The organism is Rhodoplanes roseus (assembly GCF_003258865.1).
In the GTDB taxonomy this organism is placed as follows: Bacteria; Pseudomonadota; Alphaproteobacteria; order Rhizobiales; family Xanthobacteraceae; genus Rhodoplanes; species Rhodoplanes roseus.
The window spans coordinates 1-318 of record NZ_NPEX01000716.1 but is presented as its reverse complement, the minus strand read 5'-3'; the positions used below and the strand labels follow the sequence as shown (position 1 = coordinate 318).

The following is a 318-nucleotide window of genomic DNA, read 5'->3' as shown; positions in this document are numbered from 1 at the left end:
GACGACGCCGCAGGTGGTCTGGCACGCCGTCGTCGCGCAGGTGATGCCGCAGCTCGCCGACACCACGATCTACCGCTGGGAGTACAATTTCCGCGCCTCCACGGTGCTGGGCGCGGTCGGCGCCGGCGGCATCGGCTTCGAGCTGATCGCGTCGCTCCGCGTGCTCGACTATGCCCAGGTGTCGGCGATCCTGATCTGCATGCTGGCCTGCGTGACGCTGGTCGACGGCCTCGGCGCCGCGCTGCGCCGCGGACTGAAGTGAGGACCGGGTTTGCGTCGGAACCGGTCATTCCGGGGCGCGCGCGTCAGCGCGCGAAC

1 protein-coding gene is annotated in these 318 nt (G+C 70.8%); it reads left to right on the top strand.

Going from position 1 to position 318, the window contains the following annotated elements; all coding sequences use genetic code 11:
* The coding region (locus CH341_RS32100; protein ID WP_146604745.1) for a PhnE/PtxC family ABC transporter permease at positions 1-262 on the top strand (262 nt) is incomplete at its 5' end.
* Positions 263-318 lie beyond the last annotated feature (56 nt).